At 72.2% G+C, this 15,376-nt stretch carries 13 protein-coding genes; 11 read left to right on the forward strand and 2 right to left on the reverse strand.

The annotated features are described in order from the left end of the window. Positions 1 to 8 precede the first annotated feature (8 nt). The 9 genes from HYQ63_RS38675 (at position 9) to HYQ63_RS38715 (ending at position 7,899) form a co-directional block, all read left to right on the forward strand. The gene (locus tag HYQ63_RS38675; protein WP_179938340.1) at positions 9 to 635 is read left to right on the forward strand and encodes an alpha-ketoglutarate-dependent dioxygenase AlkB; all 627 of its coding nucleotides are present in this window, start codon (positions 9 to 11) and stop codon (positions 633 to 635) included. Between the two features lie 106 nt (positions 636 to 741). After that, positions 742 to 1,497, forward strand: a complete 756-nt coding sequence (locus HYQ63_RS38680) for an IclR family transcriptional regulator (protein ID WP_179938342.1) — start codon at positions 742 to 744, stop codon at positions 1,495 to 1,497. A 144-nt stretch (positions 1,498 to 1,641) separates the two neighbouring features. Then, on the forward strand, positions 1,642 to 2,970 hold the full coding sequence (locus HYQ63_RS38685) for an MFS transporter (RefSeq protein WP_179938344.1): 1,329 nt from the start codon (positions 1,642 to 1,644) through the stop codon (positions 2,968 to 2,970). Continuing rightward, the gene (locus HYQ63_RS38690; protein WP_179938345.1) at positions 2,949 to 3,464 is read left to right on the forward strand and encodes a nuclear transport factor 2 family protein; all 516 of its coding nucleotides are present in this window, start codon (positions 2,949 to 2,951) and stop codon (positions 3,462 to 3,464) included. The genes HYQ63_RS38685 and HYQ63_RS38690 overlap by 22 nt, the downstream gene beginning before the upstream one ends. Continuing rightward, entirely contained in the window at positions 3,461 to 3,769 is a 309-nt protein-coding gene (locus HYQ63_RS38695) for a hypothetical protein (RefSeq protein ID WP_257232429.1), read from the forward strand. The genes HYQ63_RS38690 and HYQ63_RS38695 overlap by 4 nt, the downstream gene beginning before the upstream one ends. Further along, positions 3,766 to 5,061 carry an aromatic ring-hydroxylating dioxygenase subunit alpha gene (locus tag HYQ63_RS38700; RefSeq protein WP_179938347.1) on the forward strand — a complete coding sequence of 432 codons (1,296 nt, stop codon included), beginning with the start codon at positions 3,766 to 3,768 and terminating at the stop codon, positions 5,059 to 5,061. Before HYQ63_RS38695 ends, HYQ63_RS38700 begins: the two co-directional genes overlap by 4 nt. Then, complete coding sequence (locus tag HYQ63_RS38705) at positions 5,051 to 5,602, forward strand: aromatic-ring-hydroxylating dioxygenase subunit beta (RefSeq protein WP_257232430.1); 552 nt, start codon at positions 5,051 to 5,053, stop codon at positions 5,600 to 5,602. The genes HYQ63_RS38700 and HYQ63_RS38705 overlap by 11 nt, the downstream gene beginning before the upstream one ends. 12 nt (positions 5,603 to 5,614) lie before the next feature. Further along, entirely contained in the window at positions 5,615 to 6,562 is a 948-nt protein-coding gene (locus tag HYQ63_RS38710; protein WP_179938349.1) for a PDR/VanB family oxidoreductase, read from the forward strand. Positions 6,563 to 6,585: 23 nt separating this feature from the next. After that, on the forward strand, positions 6,586 to 7,899 hold the full coding sequence (locus HYQ63_RS38715) for an amidase (RefSeq protein ID WP_257232431.1): 1,314 nt from the start codon (positions 6,586 to 6,588) through the stop codon (positions 7,897 to 7,899). A gap of 31 nt (positions 7,900 to 7,930) precedes the next feature. Here the strand turns inward: HYQ63_RS38715 and HYQ63_RS38720 are convergent, their stop codons facing one another. Beyond that, complete coding sequence (locus HYQ63_RS38720; protein ID WP_179938351.1) at positions 7,931 to 8,899, reverse strand: alpha/beta hydrolase; 969 nt, start codon at positions 8,897 to 8,899, stop codon at positions 7,931 to 7,933. Between the two features lie 122 nt (positions 8,900 to 9,021). Continuing rightward, positions 9,022 to 10,206, reverse strand: coding sequence for a helix-turn-helix domain-containing protein (locus HYQ63_RS38725; protein ID WP_179938353.1), 1,185 nt, complete (start codon positions 10,204 to 10,206; stop codon positions 9,022 to 9,024). 125 nt (positions 10,207 to 10,331) lie between these two features. On the opposite strand from HYQ63_RS38725, the gene HYQ63_RS38730 reads away from it, so the two are divergent. Next, entirely contained in the window at positions 10,332 to 13,259 is a 2,928-nt protein-coding gene (locus tag HYQ63_RS38730) for a BTAD domain-containing putative transcriptional regulator (RefSeq protein WP_257232432.1), read from the forward strand. A gap of 156 nt (positions 13,260 to 13,415) precedes the next feature. Further along, complete coding sequence (locus HYQ63_RS38735) at positions 13,416 to 15,299, forward strand: amidohydrolase (RefSeq protein WP_179940976.1); 1,884 nt, start codon at positions 13,416 to 13,418, stop codon at positions 15,297 to 15,299. The last annotated feature ends 77 nt before the right edge of the window (positions 15,300 to 15,376 follow it).

Below are 15,376 nucleotides of genomic sequence, written 5' to 3' on the forward strand. Positions count from 1 at the left end.
CTGCCGCCATGGGCGCGTATCTCCAGGGCTCGCTCTTCGACCAGACCGATGCCATCGGCCTCGGCCCGCTGCGCGGGGTGCGCAGGACCGAGCTGCGGGACGGGGCCTGGATCGATGTGCTGACCGGGTGGCTGAGCGGGGCGGACACCCTGTTCGCCCGGCTCGCCACCGAGGTCCCCTGGAAGGCCGAGCGGCGGCGGATGTACGACCGTACGGTGCAGGTCCCGCGGCTGCTCGCCTTCTACGGCGCCGACGACACCCTGCCCCACCCCGTCCTCTCCGAGGCCCGGGACGCGCTCTCCGCGCACTACGCGGCCGAGCTGGGGGAACCGTTCGCCACGGCCGGGCTGTGCTACTACCGCGACGGCCGCGACAGCGTGGCCTGGCACGGCGACCGGACCGGCCGCGGCAACCGGGAGGACACCATGGTCGCCATCCTGTCCGTGGGCGCGCCACGCGATCTGCTGCTCCGCCCCCGCGGCGGCGGGACCACCGTGCGGCGCCCGCTCGGACACGGCGATCTCCTCGTGATGGGCGGCTCCTGCCAGCGGACCTGGGAACACGCGATCCCCAAGACCTCGCGGACCACCGGACCGCGGATCAGTGTGCAATTCCGGCCCGCCGGTGTGCGGTGAACACGTGGCCTCTTGAGCCGACCAGCGCTTTGCCCGATGCTCGTGCAGGGACCATGCACCCGCTAGCGGACCCCGGCTGGAGCGATCGCGAGGAAGGTGGCGGCGGATGCGTACCGAGCTGGAGGGCGACTCCCTGCTGCGGAAGGTGCGGCTGATCCTGGGGGCCTTCGAGACCGGGGCGCCGGTGCTCGGTCTGTCGGAGCTGGCGCGGCGGACCGAGCTGGCGAAGACCACCGTCCACCGGGTGGCCACCGAGATGGTCGGCGTCGGCCTGCTGAACCGGCACGGCCGCCGCTACGAGCTGGGCTCCCTCCTCTTCGAGCTGGGCCAGCGCGCGCCCCGGACCAGAGCCATGCGGCTGATCGCGGCCCCCTACCTCGAAGACCTGGCGCTGACCACGCGGGAGACCGTGGTGCTCGCCTTTCCCGGCGACCGTCACGTGGTCTTCGTCGAGAAGTACTTCAGCCAGCGCGGCGGCGGTGTCGCCGTCACCGAGGTCGAGGGCCGGGTGCCGTTCCACTGCGGGGCGTCGGGCAAGGCGCTGCTGGCCTTCGGCGCCGCGGCGATACGCGAGGACGTCATGGCCTCCCCGCTGCGCCGCCGCACCCCGTGGACGATCACCGATCCGGCCCGGCTGGAGGCCGAGCTGGAGCAGGTGCGCCAACAGGGCTATGCCGTCGACCGCCAGGAACTGGTCGTGGGCTACGCGGCGGTCTCCGCGCCCGTGTTCGTCGACGGTGTCGCCGTGGCGACCCTGACCGTGGTGGGCCCGGTCGAGCGTCTGGACGTGCGCAGGCTGGCTCCCGTCGTCACGGCGGCGGGCCGCGCGCTGACCCGGGATGTCGCGCCGGTGAAGGGCTGATTCCGGCAAAGCGGCCGCGTACGCGAACTTTTCGGTCCGGTGACCGGGCCAATGGCATTTCCTCCCTCCACGCCTCCGCAAACAATGCGTGAACAGCCGGGCCGCGGCTGGTGATCGGAGAGGCGGCCGATGGAGGACCAACACATGGCAGAAACGAAGGGTGCCCCGCGCCAGGTGCGCACGGCGGCGATCGCAAGTCTGGTCGGCAGCGCCCTGGAGTGGTACGACTTCTTTCTCTACGGCACGGCCGCCGCGCTGGTGTTCAACACCCTGTTCTTCCCCACCTTCGACCCGCTGGTGGGCACGATCGCCGCCTTCGGCACCAACGCGGCGGGATTCCTCGCCAGGCCGCTCGGCGGCATCGTCTTCGGACACTTCGGTGACCGGCTCGGCCGCAAGTCGATGCTGGTCATCACCCTGATGATCATGGGGGTTTCGACCTTCCTGATCGGCATGCTGCCGGGCTACGCCACCATCGGGGTGTGGGCCCCGGTGCTGCTGGTGGGCCTGCGGATCGTGCAGGGAATCGCCGTCGGCGGCGAGTGGGGCGGCGGTGTGCTGATCGTCAGCGAACACGCACCGGACCACCGCCGAGGCTTCTACTCGGCCTGGAGCCAGACGGGCGTGGGGCTCGGGTTCGTGCTGTCCGCCTCGGTCTTCACCTTGATCCAGGCCGTGACCAGCAAGGACGCGTTCCTCGCCTGGGGGTGGCGCATCCCGTTCCTGGCCGGAATCGTGCTCACCGCCGTCGGCCTGCTGATCCGGATGCGGGTCATGGAAACCCCCGCGGCCCGGCAGGCGGCGCCTGCCGGGAAGAAGGCCAGACTGCCCATCCTCGACGTCCTGCGCACCCACCCCAAGGCGGTGCTGATCGCCTTCGGCGCGCGCATCGCCGAGAACGGCGCGCTGTACGTCTTCCTCACCTTCAGCCTCTCCTACGCGGCCGCGATCGGGCTGGACGGCGACCTGGTGCTGACCGCGGTCGTGGTGGGGATGCTGGTCGAATCGTTCGCGATGCCGATGTGGGGAGCGCTGTCCGACCGCGTCGGGCGCCGCCCGGTCTACCTGGGCGGTGCGATCGCGATGATCGTCTGGGCGTACCCGTTCTTCTTGATGTTCGACTCGCGCAACCCGGTCCTGGTGTTCGTGGCGGCCTTCGTGGCGCTCGTGATCTGCCACGGGACGATGATCGGCACCCAGCCGTCGTTCTTCCACGAACTCTTCGACAGCCGGGTGCGCTACAGCGGGGTCGCCTTCGGCCATGAGCTGGCATCGATGGTCGCCGGTGGCTTCTCGCCCATCATCGCCACCGCGCTGTTCGCCTGGGCGGGCGCGTCCTGGCCGATCGCCCTGTTCCTGATCGGCATGGGCGTGGTCACCGTCATCGCGGTGGCGTTGGCCCCCGAGACCACCCGCCACCACTCCGACCGAGACGAGGAGGCCGTTACCGCATGCCCTCGACCCGTGCCGTAGCCCCCGAGGAGCGGGCGCACCGGGTGCTGATCCGCTACCTGGAGCTGTGCGACGTACCCCGGCCGCCGGACGTGACCGGCAGCCTGGAGGACCTGTTCGCCCCCGACGCCGTGTGGGAGGGCGTGGGCCCGCTCTACGCCGCGACGTTCGGCCGTACGACCGGCGCACGGGCCATCGCGGAGATGGTGTCGGCCCATCTGCCGCCGAACCCGCACTTCCAGGCGAACGTGCACCTGCTCCACCCCGGTACGACGCACACGGAGGGCGACGCGGTCCGGGGGAGGTGGCTGATGCAGCAGCTGTCCCGGTACGCGTCCGGAGCCGCCGAACTCGTCGTGGCCAGGCTGGAGGTGGACTTCCGTATCGAGGGGGACACCGCCCGCATCCGCCACTTCCGCACCGAGCGCGTCTTCACGTCCGCCCTCCCTGCGTCCGCCCTCCCTGCGTCCGCCCTCCCCGCGTCCGGCCTCCCGATGGACGAGGCGGCGCGATGACGGCACCCGACGGCGGCCGGACAATGCTCCTCACCTGCTACCGCGACATCCGCCCCTACGGCTGGCCCCATGTGGACCTGTTCCTGCACGACCCGGACGGCAGGGAGCTGAACTGGGTCCACTGGGCGGCCGCCGAGGAAGGCCCCGAGGGCGCGGACGCCGCCTGCGCGGCCGTCGAACCCGGGCTGCGCAGAACCACCCCGTGGCGCCACGGCATCCGGGCCGACGGCAGCGACTACTGGACCGCTCACGCCGAGTGGGACGAACAGCCGGACCGCACCGACTCACAGGAAGAGGCGGAATGACCGCATCAACCGAACCCGCCCCCACAGGAAGCCCCTCCGGCTCCGATATCGCCACCCTGGTCCAGGAAGACCGCGTGGACATCTCCCTGTACACCGACCCGGAGCTGTTCGAGCTGGAGATGGACCGCATCTTCAACCGCACCTGGGTGTGGGTGGCGCACGAGAGCGAGATCCCGAACGCCGGTGACTTCAGGACGTCGATGGTCGGCCGTCAGCCGGTGATCGTGACCCGCGACCGGCGCGGTGGCATCAACGTCCTGCTGAACCGCTGCCGCCACCGCGGCGCCAGCCTGTGCGAGGCGCCCCGGGGCAACGCCAACGGGTTCACCTGCCCGTACCACGCGTGGTCGTACGCGCTCGACGGAAAGCTGCGCGGCATCCCGTACCCGGACGGCTACGAGGACGTCCTGGAGAAGAAGGACTTCCCGCTGCACCGGCTGAAGGTCGACAGCTACGCGGGGATGATCTTCGCCAGCTTCAACCCGGACGTCGAACCCCTCGCCGACTTCCTGGGCCCGGCCAGGCACTGGATGGACCTGTTCATGAAGCAGGGCGCGGGCTTCCCGATCAAGGTGCAGGGCGAGCACAAGTTCCGGTTCAACGGCAACTGGAAGATCCAGCTGGAGAACACCACCGACGGCTACCACTTCCCGATCGTGCACCGCTCCTGGATGTCCTCCGTGGACTCCGAGACCGCCGAGATGCTGTCGTTCATGACCGACGAGAAGGCCGTCACCCACTCCCTCGGCAATGGCCACAGCGTCATGGTCATGGTGCCGGAACACGTCGACCTCGACGAGGACGACGGCACCGAGCAGTTGCAGGAGCGCTTCGGACACATCGTCGAAGAGCTGTCCCGGACGTACGAACCGGCGCAGGTACGGCGCATCGTGCGCTCCATGCACGGCGCCGGGTTCAACCTCAACCTGTTCCCCAACGTGGCCATGTCGATGGCGTTCTTCCGGGTGCTGCGGCCCCTCTCCGCCACCGAGACGGAGATCCGGCACATGGCGCTGGGCCTGGACGGCGGCCCGGAGATCGTCAACCGTGAACGGCTGCGGATCCACGAGCACTTCCAGGGGCCGTTCGGGTTCGGCAGCCCCGATGACTCCGAGGCCTGGGACCGCGTCCAGCGCGGCGCGGCGGCCGGTCCCGGCGTGCCGATCATGGTGAACCGCGGGCTGTCCCGGGAGCAGGACGACAGCAAGGGACGCGTCGCGCACGCCACCGACGAGACCGGTATGCGCGAGGCCTACGCGATGTGGAAGGCGATGATGACCGATGTCCGTTGAGACCCCCGCAACCCCGGAAGCCCCGGTGGCATCGGGAGCCCAGGTGGCACCGGAGTTGCCGCACCTCGCCGACCCCCGGACCGCCGCGGCCATCGAACTCATCTGGCGCGAGGCCCAGCTGCTGGACCGCAAGCAGTACCACGAGTGGGACCGGCTCTGGGCCCCCGGCGGCCGGTATGTGATCCCCATCGACCCGGAGACCGAGGACTTCGAGTCCACCCTCAACATGGTCTACGACGACGACCGCATGCGCCGGATGCGGATCGAGCGGCTGACGTCCGGCCACTCGATCTCGGTCGCCGCCGCCGCGCGCACCGTGCGCACCCTGTCCCGGTTCGTGGTCCAGCACCACGACGACGCGACCCTGACGCTCAGCTCCGCACAGGTGCTGGTCGGCCACCGGCGGGAGCAGACCTTCGTGCTCGGCGCCGACGTCACCCACCGGGTCCGGCTGGACGGGCCCGAGCCGCTGATCCAGGAGAAGGTCATCCGGCTGGTCAATTCCGAGGACGCCGTCAACGCGTCCGGCTTCCTGCTGTAGGTGAGGCACACGATGATCAGGGCCACGGTCAGCGAGATCACGGCCGAGACCGGCGCGGTGAAGTGTTTCCGGCTGCGGCGCAGCGACGGCCGCCCGTTCGCCCCGTACGAGGCGGGGGCGCACGTGGACGTCCTGGGCCCGAGCGGCATCACCCGGCAGTACTCGCTGTGCGGGCCGCCCGACGACGGCGGCACCTATGTGATCGCCGTCAAGCGGGAGGAATGCTCCCGGGGCGGGTCCTCGGCGCTCCACGACCAGGTCGTGGCCGGTGACGAACTCGTCGTCAGCGAACCCCGGAACCTCTTCCACATCGAGCCCGGGGCGGCCCGCCATGTGCTGGTCGCGGCCGGTATCGGGATCACACCGCTGCTCAGCATGGCGTACCAACTCCGCCGCACGGGCGCGCCGTTCCGGCTGCACTACTTCGCCTCCAGCCGGGAGGGGGCGGCGTTCGTCCCGCTCCTGGAGAGTGCCGAGTTCGCCGCCGACGTGGAATTCCACTTCGGGCTCGGCCGGGACGCACAGCCCGGGCTGCTGGCGCACGCGCTGGCGGACGCCGACCCCGCGACCCATGTCTACACGTGCGGCCCCAAGGAGTTCATGCAGCGGGTCGTGGAGGTGGCGACCCGCTCGCTGCCCGAGGAGCAGGTCCACGTCGAACACTTCCAGCCCCTGGAACCGGCGGCCGAGGCCGGGGACGCCTTCGACGTGGAACTGGACACCGGCGAGGTGTTCACCGTTCCGCCCGGGCGGAGCATCGTCGACGTGCTGGCGGAGGGCGGCATCGAGGTCGACACGTCCTGCCGCGAGGGCATCTGCGGCACCTGTGTGCTCCCGGTGCTCGACGGCGTACCGGACCACCGCGACAACTGCCTGACCCGGAAGGAGAAGGAGGCCGGCGACCAGATCGCCACCTGTGTGTCCCGGGCCCGGACCGCCCGCCTCGTACTGGAGCTGTAACCCGCTGGGAGGGAAGAACACCGATGCCGGAACCACGGCACCAAACGACGGCTCTGTCCGCCCTGGTCGCGCAGGCGGCCGAGGGCGGGCTGAGTGCGGGCGAGGCGGTGGGCGGCGCGCTGGAACGCCTCGACGCCGCGGAGCCCGACATCCGGGCGTGGGTACGGGTGGACCGGGACGGGGCACTGGGCGCCGCCCGGCGGCTCGACACGGCGCTGTCGGGCGGACAGGCGGGCGGACTCCTGCGCGGAATCCCGTTCGGCGTCAAGGACATCATCGACGTCCGCGGCCTGCCGACCGAATGCGGCTCACCCCTGCGACAGGGCCGGGTGGCCGCCTCCGACGCCCCGCTGGTCGCCCGGCTCCGGGAACTCGGCGCGATTCCCCTGGGCAAGACGGTCACCACCGAATTCGCCTACTTCGCTCCCGGCCCCACCCGGAATCCCCACCACCTCGCGCATACGCCCGGCGGCTCCTCCAGCGGGTCCGCAGCCGCCGTGGCGGCGGGCGTGGTGCCCTTCGCGCTCGGCAGCCAGACCGCCGGTTCGCTGACCCGGCCCGCCGCGTACTGCGGTGTCGCGGGCTTCGTGGCACCGGTCGGCGGGCCGCTCGACACGACGGGGTTCGCGGGCCTGTCCCACAGCCTCGACGCGGTCGGGCTGCTCACCCCGACCGTCGCCGATCTGCGCCTCGCGTATCTGGCCCTGACCGGCGCGGACCGGCTTCCCGGCCCGCCGGAACCCCCCGCGCGCCCGAGGCTCGCGGTGTGGCCGGGCACCGAACTGGCCGAGGTGGCGGACACCATGCGAGCGGCCCTGAAGCGCACGGCCGACCGGGCGGTGGCGGACGGCGCGGTGCTCGTGGACGTCGACTGGGCGGCGCGGACACCCCGGCTCGCCGGGGCACACGCCACGGTCATGGCCTACGAGGCCGCCCGCGCCCTGGCCACCGAAGGCACGCAGCCGGAGCGGCTGAGCGCGCCCCTGAACGAACTCCTCGCGCGGGGGCGCGACACCACGGCCGCGGACTACCGCCACGCGCTGTCCGTCGCGGAGCGCGGGCGCACCGAGACGCTGGCGCTGCTCGGCGACGTGGACGCCGTACTCGGCCCCGCCGCCCCCGGCCCCGCCCCCGAGGGGCTGACGGCCACCGGCTCGCCGGTCCTGAGCCGCCCGTGGCAACTCCTGGGCCTGCCCGCCCTGACCGTGCCGGGCCACCGGGAAGGCCGGGGCATGCCCCTGGGACTCCAGCTCATCGGACACCCGGACCGGCTGGAGCGGCTCTTCTCCCTCGGCCACGCCATCGAACGGGCCATCGGCGCTACGGGGCCGGTTTGATGGTCTTCATGGTGAAGTGGGAGGCGATCGGTCAGCCGTGCAGCGCGGTGCGCAGCGTGTCCGCGGCGAGCGTGATGGCCGCCTGCGCGGCGTGGGTGTCGCGCAGCGCGTTGAGCATGACGAAGTCGTGGATGATGCCCTGGAAGCGCACCGCGGTGACGGGGACACCGGCCGCGCGCAGCTTGTTCGCGTACGCCTCGCCCTCGTCGCGCAGGACATCGGCTTCCGCCGTGATGACGAGGGCGGCGGGCAGCCCGGTGAGCTGCTCGGTGGTGGCCCGCAGCGGGGAGGCGGTGATCTCGGCGCGTTCGCCCTCGTCTGTGGTGTACTGGTCCCAGAACCAGCGCATGCCGTCGCGGCGCAGGAAGTAGCCCGTCGCGAACTGGTGGTACGAACCGGTGTCGAAGCCCGCGTCCGTGACCGGGTAGAACAGCACTTGCTGGAGCAGGGACACATCGCCGCGCTCCTTGGCCATCAGGGTCAGGGCGGCGGACATGTTGCCGCCGACCGAGTCCCCGGCCACGGCCAGCCGGGTCCCGTCCAGACCCGTGCCCGCGCCGTCCCGGACGATCCACTGGGCGACGGCGTAGTTCTGCTCGATGGCGACCGGGTAGCGGGCCTCGGGGGAGAGGTCGTACTCGGGGAACACCACGGCGGCGTCCGCGCCGACGGCGAGTTCGCGCACCAGGCGGTCGTGGGTGTGGGCGTTGCCGAACACCCAGCCCGCGCCGTGGATGTAGAGGATCACCGGCAGCGTCCCGGTGGCGCCGGCCGGTTTGACGATACGGGCCCGGACGCCGCCGGCGGGACCGCCGGTGACGGTGATCCACTCCTCGTCGACATCCGGCTTGCCGATCTCGCCGGACTGCACCTCGTCGACGGCCTTGCGGCCCTCGGCCGGGGCGAGGTCGAACAGGTACGGCGGGTTGGCGGTCGCCTCCGCGAAGGCGGCTGCCGCCGGTTCCAGTACCGGCTGAACGGGCCTGCTGCCGTCGGACATGCGTCACTCCTGAACTGTGGTGTCGTGTCGTACGCCGGTGGAAACCAGACAGAGTGGTCCCGGCGGCGAAGGGGAAGTGCGGGTCGTGCGGTTGCCCGCCACGGAGATCCGTCGGCAGGACGCTAGGCGCGGCGCCGCGCCCTGCCTTGACCAGGGGCGCACGGCTTGTCGTCCATCAGCGCACCGGCCGGGCCCACGAGGGCCGCGGCGTGGGCGCGCCGTTCATCCGCGCGTTCAGCGGGGCGTCCACTCGCGCGGTCGCGGGCCCGGTCGTGGGCTCGCTCATGGGCCGCGCCCACCGGCTCCCGCCACAGCGCCTGCCATTCGCGGGGGGACATTCCGTAGGCGGCCCGGAAGACCCGGCTGAAATGGGCCGGGCTGATGAATCCCCAGTGCTGGGCCACGGCGGCGACCGTACGGCTCGACCGGCCGCCGCGCGCCAGCTCTTTCCGGCATTCCTCCAGCCGTCGCTGTCGGATCCACCGGCCGACCGTGGTGCCGTGTTCCTGGAAGAGCTTGTGGAGATAGCGCACGGAGATTCCGTGATGCCGCGCGATCGTTTCCGGTGAAAGCCCCGAATCCGCCAGGTGTTTGTTGATGAAGGCGTGAACGCGCGCCAGGTGCGCGCGGTCCGCACCGGCGCGTTGGTCCTCCATGTCGTGCGTGCCGAGCGTGTCGAGGGTGCCCGTCGCGAGGGTGGCCAGCAGATCCAGCAGGGTGCGGGCGATCTGCCGCCGGATGGGCCACGGGTGGGGACCGGCGCCGTCCGCGAGCCGGGAAATGATGGGCAGCAGCATGGCCGACAGTGCCGTATCGGCCTGGATGGGCCGCGCGATGAGGCGGGGCAGTTCTGCTTCGGAGAGTCCCAGCGCCCGGCGCGGCACCACGAGGACCTTCGCCCGATACGCCTCCGGCATGACCAGGGTGAAGGGGCGCGAGGCGTCGTAGAAGGCCATGGCTCCTGGAAGAAGCGATTCCGTCCGGCCGTCCTGATGGACCGTGGAGGTTCCGTCCTCCTGGAGCCGGGCCATCAGACAGTCACGGCCGTCCGCGAGAACGTGTCCCGGATCGCGGGAAATCGTGAGCGGATCAGACTCAATTGAGGCTATCTGCACGGGGCCGAGCCCTTCCGCCGTGATGCGGGCCGACCATTGATCCGGCCTTTCCAAGCGCATGTCGACGGAGAGAAGGGTGCGCGATACGGCGCTGCTCCAGTGTGCCGGTTTGTCGTCCGGCGGAAGCGTCACCGGGCAATGCAGGGCGTGCCGGGTGGATAACCTGCGCTCGGCAGGCGGGCTGCCGCTCAATTCCCACCCCCTGGCGCATTCTTGTACACCACACAGTCCTCCTCGGGTACCGTTCGCGGTCGGGTGTGGAGAGCGTAGGTTCGTGCGGTGAAAGAAGAGTGAAAACGGGGGACCGTCGGGGACCGGTGCCCCCGGCAAGTGAGTTCCTGCGGTTCGAGATCCTGGGGCCGATGCGCGCCTGGCGGTCCACGACCGAGCTGGACCTGGGGGTTCCCCAGCAGCGGGCGTTGCTGGGCCTGCTCCTGATACGGGCCGGGGAACACCTGCGGCTGAGCGAGATCGTCGACGTCCTGTGGGCGGAGCGGCCTCCCGCCACCGCCGTGAACGTGGTCCACCGGTATGTCGGCCTGCTGCGGCGGCTGCTGGAGCCGGAGCTGCCGCCCCGGGCGCCGGGCAGTCTGCTGCTCCGCGAAGCGGGCGGCTACCGGCTGCTGGTGGCGCCGGACTCGGTGGATCTGCTGCGCCACCGCGACCTCGCGCACCGGGCACGACAGGCCGCCGACGGCGGCCAACTGGACGCGGCGCTGGAGCTGTTCACGGACGCCCTCTCCCTCTGGCGGGGACCGGTCGCCACGGGCGTCCCGGAGCAGGTGCGCAGCCATCCGGTGTTCGGCGGCGTGGACCGCGCGTACCTGGACACCGTGGCCGAGACCGCCGACGTGGCGCTGCGCTGCGCACGGGCGGAGCGTGTGGTCGGACCGCTCCGGAAGGCCGTCGCCCTCGATCCGCTGAACGAGCCGCTGCACGCGCGGCTCGTCCTGGCCCTGGCCGCCTCGGGCCACCGGGCACAGGCCCTGGCCGTCTACGGCGCCATCCACACCCGGCTGGCCGAGGACCTGGATGTCCCGCCGGGGCCGGAACTCCGCGCGGCCCACCGGCAGGTGACCGGCCCCGCCGCCCCGGAAACCACGCCCGGCGGAGCCCCCACGGAGCGGCAGCCCCCGTGGGTGCGCCCCGCCCAACTGCCCACCGAACTGGCGGTGTTCGCGGGCCGTCACGCGGAACTCACCCAGCTACTGGGCCTGCTTCCCGGCCCCGGGCAGACCGGCGGCACAGGGCAGACCGGCGGCCACGTGCAGCCGACCGGTGCCGGGCAGCCCACCGACACCGGGCAGCCCACCCGTGCCGCCACCGTCGTCGTGATCAGCGGCATGGCGGGGGTCGGGAAGAGCACCCTGGCGGTGCACTGGGCGCACCGTATCGCCGACCGGTTCCCCGACGGGCAGCTGTACCTCAACCTGCGCGGCTTCGACCCCGGCGGGCCACCCACCCAGCCCACGGAGGCCATCGCCGGAATGCTGCACGCCCTGGGCGTGCCCCCGCAGCACCTGCCCACCGGACTGGACGCCCAGGCCGCGCTGTACCGCAGCCTGCTCGCCGACCGGCGCGTCCTCGTCCTGCTGGACAACGCCCGGGACCACGACCAGGTCCGTCCGCTGCTCCCCGGCAGCCCCGGCTGCCTGGCCCTCGTCACCAGCCGCAGCCAGCTGCCCGGCCTGGTCGCCTCGGACGGGGCCGTGCCGGTGCCCCTGCACCTGCCGCCCGTCGACGATGCCCGCGCCTCGCTGGTGCGGCGGATCGGCGCCGAGCGGGCGGCCGCCGAGCCCCGGGCCGTGGCGGACATCATCGAGCTGTGCGGCCGGCTCCCGCTGGCGCTCGCCATCGTCGCCGCCCGCGCCGCCCTCCACCCCGGCTTCCCGCTGGCCGCCGTCGCCACCGAACTCCGCCGCACCCACGGCAGCCTCGACGCCTTCGCCGACACCGGGAGCGCCGTCGACGCCCGCGCCGCCTTCTCCTGGTCCTACGACGCCCTGACCCCCGAGTCGGCCCGGGCCTTCCGGCTGCTGGCCCTGCACCCGGGGCCGGACCTCACCGCCGCCGCGGCGGCGAGCCTCACCGGCCTTCCCCTGCGCCGCACCCGCACCCTGCTGGCCGAACTCACCCGGGCCCACCTCCTCACCGAACACAGCTGGGGCCGCTACACCTTCCACGACCTGGTGCGCGCGTACGCCACCGAACTCGTCGAGGACCACGAAACCGACGCCACCCGCCGCTCCGCACTGCACCGGATGCTCGACCACTACGTCCACACCGCGCACCCGGCCGCACTGCTGCTCTCCCCGGACACCGACCTCATACCGCCGGACCCGGCGCTGCCCGGTGTCACACCCGAAACCCTCACCGATGACCAACAGGCCCTGGACTGGCTCACCGCCGAGTACACCGGGCTGCTCCCCGCGATGGAACGGGCCGCCGCATCCGGTTTCGACGCCCACCTCTGCCACCTGGCCTGGGCCCTGGAGGCATTCTTCGACCGGCGCGGCCACTGGCACGACTGGCACACCGCCCAGCGCGCCGCGCTGGACGCGGCACACCGGCTGGCCGACCCGGAGTGGCAGGCGTTCGCGACACGCTCCCTCGCCCGCGTCGACGGCAGGCTCGGCCACTACGCCGAGGCGCGGACCCGCCTCGACCGGGCCGCCGAGGCGTTCGACCGGCTGGGCGACACCGTCCGGCTCGCCAACACCCACCGCAGCCTCGGCTGGACCTCCGACCAGCAGGGCGACCTCACCGCGGCCCTCGCCCACAACCAGCGGGCACTGGAGCTCTTCCGGGCGGCGGGCCGGCGCGCCGCCGAGGCCCGGGTCCTCAACGCGGTGGGCTGGTATCTGTCCCAGCTGGGGCGGTACGACCAGGCCCTCACCCACTGCGAGCAGGCCCTCGTCATGATGCGGGAAACCGGCGACCGCTACGGCGAGGCCGCCACCTGGGACAGCATCGGCCACGCACACCACCACCTCGGCCAGTACAAGCAGGCGGTCATCGGGTTCCACAACGCCCTCACCGTGTACCGCGAACTCGGCGTGCCGTACCAGGAAGCCGACACGCTGACCCGCCTCGGTGACACCCACCATGCGACGGGGGAGCACGCGACCGCCCGGGACTCCTGGCAGCAGGCCATCACGCTCTTCACCGACCTGGGCAGGACCGACGAGGCCGAAGGGGTCCGCGCCCGGATGCGCGACCGCAACCGCGAACGCGGTCTCGCCTGACGTCTGCGAACACCACGGTGCGCGCAGGGGAAACACCCGGTGCGCTGGCGGACAACGCGCGGGGACCGGCCCGCCCTAGCGTTCCGGACACCAGGTGGCAGCGAGGCGCGGCCACCGTAACCACACTGCTCCCCGGAGGGTGCCGAGGTGTCCACGATGCCGGTCGGCGGGCTCGTTCCCGTCGCCACCGACGACGAGGCCGCGGACGTGATCGTCCGTAATGCGAAGGTGTACACCCAGGACGCGGCACGCCCGCAGGCCGGTGCGGTGGCCATCCGCGACGGCGTGGTGCGGGCGGTCGGGGACGACGCCGACATCGCCCCGTACCTGGGCGCGAGGACCCGCGTGGTCGACGCGCTGGGCCGCCGGGTCGTCCCCGGGCTCAACGACACCCATCTGCATGTGATCCGCGGCGGGCTCAACTACGTCCTGGAACTGCGCTGGGACGGCGTCCCCTCACTGCGCCAGGGCCTGGCCATGCTGCGCGACCAGGCGGCGCGCACCCCGAAGGGGCAGTGGGTGCGGGTGGTGGGAGGGTGGTCCGCCGAGCAGTTCGCCGAACGGAGACCGCCGACCGTCGCCGAACTCAACGCCGCGGCCCCGGACACCCCGGTGTTCATCCTGCACCTCTATCAGTCGGCCCTGCTGAACCGGGCGGCCGTCAAGGCCGCCGGGTTCACCAAGGACACCCCCGACCCCCGGGGCGGGCAGATCGTGCGGGGCCGGGACGGGGAGCCGACGGGCCTGCTGCTGGCCGCGCCCGGCGCCCTGATCCTCTACTCGACCCTCGCCAAGGCGCCGACGCTGCACGGCGCGGACAAGAAGACCTCCACCCGCCACTTCCTGCGCGAGCTGAACAGATTCGGGCTGACCTCGGCGATCGACGCCGCCGGAGGCTTCCAGAACTTCCCCGGCGACTACGGCACGGTGACCGAGCTGGCGGAGGACGGCCTGCTGTCCCTGCGCATCGCCTACCACCTGTTCCCGCAGACCGCGGGCCAGGAGATCGAGGACCTGACCCGCTGGATCGAGATGGTGCGCCCCGGGGACGGGGACGCGTGGCTGCGGCTCAACGGCGCGGGGGAGAACCTGACCTGGGCGGCGGCCGACTTCGAGAACTTCGCCCAGCCCCGCCCGCAGCTCACCGGCGACTACGAGGCCGCCTTCGAGAAGGCCGTGCGCCTGCTCATGGAGAACGGCTGGGGCTTCCGGCTGCACGCCACCTACGACGAGACCATCCGGCGCGACCTCGCGGTCTTCGAAAAGCTCGCCGCGGAGGGCCTGTTCCCGGCCGGGAACCGATGGCTGTTCGACCACGCGGAAACCGTCTCCCCGGACAGCCTCGACCGCATCGCGGCGCTCGGCGGGGCGCTGTCCGTGCAGAACCGGCTGTCGTTCCAGGGCGAGGCGTTTCTGCGGCGGTACGGCGCGGGCGCCGCGGCCGAGGCGCCGCCCCTCGCGGCCATGCTCGGCCGGGGGCTGACCGTGGGCGCCGGAACCGATGCCACCCGGGTGTCCTCGTACAACCCCTGGGTCGCCCTGCACTGGCTGGTCTCCGGCCGTTCGGTCGGCGACCTGGCCCTGCGGCCCCCGCAGAACCGGGTCGGCCGGGAGACCGCGCTCGCGATGTACACCCGGGCCGGGGCCCAACTGACCGGCGAGGACGGCGTCAAGGGCAGTCTGCGGCCGGGCTACTACGGCGACCTGGCGATCCTGTCCGACGACTACTTCACCGTGCCCGAGCAGGACATCCCGCACATCGAGTCGGTGCTGACCATCGTCGGCGGCCGCATCGTGTACGCCGCCGCCGAGTACGAGGGCCTGGACGAGGACATCCCGGCCGTCAGCCCGGAGTGGAGCCCGGTGGCACACGTCGGCGGCTATCAGGCCACCGGCACACCGGGCGGCTCCGGGGCCCGCCAGGCGGAGTTGCTCGGCCAGGCGGTCGCCGAGTCGGAGCAGCACCGGCAGTGGCGCGTCCGGCGCGGCGCACTCCCCGAGGACCACGCCCCGGCGTTCGACAGCTGCTTCGTGCTGTGAGCGGACGAGGCACCACCCGGGGTCCGCCACCATCGCGCACCGCGCGGAACACCGTGCGAACACACCCCACACCCACA

The sequence above is a fragment of the Streptomyces sp. Rer75 genome, assembly GCF_013414305.1.
Classification (GTDB): domain Bacteria; phylum Actinomycetota; class Actinomycetes; order Streptomycetales; family Streptomycetaceae; genus Streptomyces; species Streptomyces himastatinicus.

Excerpts from the sequence above, each read along its gene's own strand:
- HYQ63_RS38675 (WP_179938340.1), top strand. The coding sequence starts at position 9 with ATGGGCGCGTATCTCCAGGGCTCGCTCTTCGACCAGACCGATGCCATC.
- HYQ63_RS38680 (WP_179938342.1), top strand. The coding sequence starts at position 742 with ATGCGTACCGAGCTGGAGGGCGACTCCCTGCTGCGGAAGGTGCGGCTG.
- HYQ63_RS38685 (WP_179938344.1), top strand. The coding sequence starts at position 1,642 with ATGGCAGAAACGAAGGGTGCCCCGCGCCAGGTGCGCACGGCGGCGATC.
- HYQ63_RS38690 (WP_179938345.1), top strand. The coding sequence starts at position 2,949 with ATGCCCTCGACCCGTGCCGTAGCCCCCGAGGAGCGGGCGCACCGGGTG.
- HYQ63_RS38695 (WP_257232429.1), top strand. The coding sequence starts at position 3,461 with ATGACGGCACCCGACGGCGGCCGGACAATGCTCCTCACCTGCTACCGC.
- HYQ63_RS38700 (WP_179938347.1), top strand. The coding sequence starts at position 3,766 with ATGACCGCATCAACCGAACCCGCCCCCACAGGAAGCCCCTCCGGCTCC.
- HYQ63_RS38705 (WP_257232430.1), top strand. The coding sequence starts at position 5,051 with ATGTCCGTTGAGACCCCCGCAACCCCGGAAGCCCCGGTGGCATCGGGA.
- HYQ63_RS38710 (WP_179938349.1), top strand. The coding sequence starts at position 5,615 with ATGATCAGGGCCACGGTCAGCGAGATCACGGCCGAGACCGGCGCGGTG.
- HYQ63_RS38715 (WP_257232431.1), top strand. The coding sequence starts at position 6,586 with ATGCCGGAACCACGGCACCAAACGACGGCTCTGTCCGCCCTGGTCGCG.
- HYQ63_RS38720 (WP_179938351.1), bottom strand. The coding sequence starts at position 8,899 with ATGTCCGACGGCAGCAGGCCCGTTCAGCCGGTACTGGAACCGGCGGCA.
- HYQ63_RS38735 (WP_179940976.1), top strand. The coding sequence starts at position 13,416 with ATGCCGGTCGGCGGGCTCGTTCCCGTCGCCACCGACGACGAGGCCGCG.